At 36.8% G+C, this 1,188-nt stretch carries 1 protein-coding gene; it reads left to right on the top strand.

What is annotated here, in order from left to right:
* Nucleotides 1-246: 246 nt before the first annotated feature.
* On the top strand, nucleotides 247-1,137 hold the full coding sequence (locus tag CKK03_RS22265; RefSeq protein ID WP_099364700.1) for a cation diffusion facilitator family transporter: 891 nt from the start codon (nucleotides 247-249) through the stop codon (nucleotides 1,135-1,137).
* Nucleotides 1,138-1,188 lie beyond the last annotated feature (51 nt).

The raw sequence follows: 1,188 nt of genomic DNA, 5'->3' as shown, positions 1-1,188 counted from the left end.
AGGTAAGTTTTGTCCCAGCCTCTTTTTTTTGTGGTTAAAAATCGTCCCTTAGAATTAACAAAGGGAACAAATGAATAGGCGAATATATTATATTGATATATCAATCATTTCTCCACAAAAGTTTCCCTCTCTCAAAACTTTTGCCTAACCTGTATTTTATTGTTTTCGCACAAAAACGTTGCCGTAGACTAACTCGAAACCCCTTTGGTACAATAAATTTCAATGCTTATTATCGGAGGAAGATAAATGGAACAGAGGTATCAAGATTTAAAGTTAGGGGAACGTGGTGCAATTTTAAGTATTGCCGTTTACATACTTTTATCATGTTTAAAACTAGTCGTTGGTTATATAGCAGGTTCAGAAGCGCTGAAAGCCGATGGTTTAAATAATACAACTGACATCATTGCCTCTATTGCTGTATTGATTGGATTAAGACTTTCTCAAAAACCAGCAGATGAAGATCACCCCTATGGGCATTGGAAGGCTGAATCTGTTGCATCATTAATCGCCGCCATCATAATGATAGCTGTAGGTCTTCAGGTTTTATACGGTGCAGCTACTTCTGTTTTTAATGGCAAAGCTGAATCACCTGATATAATAGCAGCTTGGACAGGATTCTTTTCCGCAATTATTATGCTCCTGGTCTACCGCTATAATAAAAATTTAGCGACAAAAGTAAAAAGTCATGCAGTTATGGCTGCAGCTAAAGACAACCTCTCGGATGCATGGGTTAGTATAGGGACTGCAATTGGTATTTTAGCTTCTCAATTCGGCATACCCTGGCTCGATCCAGTGGCAGCAATAGTTGTTGGATTATTGATATGTAAGACAGGGTGGGATATTTTTAGAGAATCCTCACATTACTTAACGGATGGCTTCGATATACATGCGTTAGAAGAGTATAAACTGACAATCTTAAATGTAAAGGGAGTTTTAGAAGTAAAAGATATTAAAGGAAGAACATATGGAAATAGCAATACTGTAGATGTTGTTATCTCTGTTCCAAATAATTTAGATATTACCGAGGCACATGAAATATCATCGGATGTGGAGGAAATGTTGATGAACCAATATAACGTTCACGATGTTCATGTCCATGTGGAGCCAATTGGAAATGACAAGTTAATGATGAATTGAATAAGATACTTTTAATGAAAAGAGGCTGGGACAAAACCTACCTCTTAGATG

This window comes from Fredinandcohnia onubensis (assembly GCF_002734215.1).
Classification (GTDB): Bacteria; Bacillota; Bacilli; order Bacillales; family Bacillaceae_L; genus Ferdinandcohnia; species Ferdinandcohnia onubensis.
The sequence above is the reverse complement of the archived record's forward strand: the minus strand, read 5'-3'. Positions and strand labels throughout refer to the sequence as shown.

What these genes read in the sequence shown, in the direction of transcription:
- CKK03_RS22265 (WP_099364700.1), top strand. Translation starts at nt 247, where the DNA reads ATGGAACAGAGGTATCAAGATTTAAAGTTAGGGGAACGTGGTGCAATT.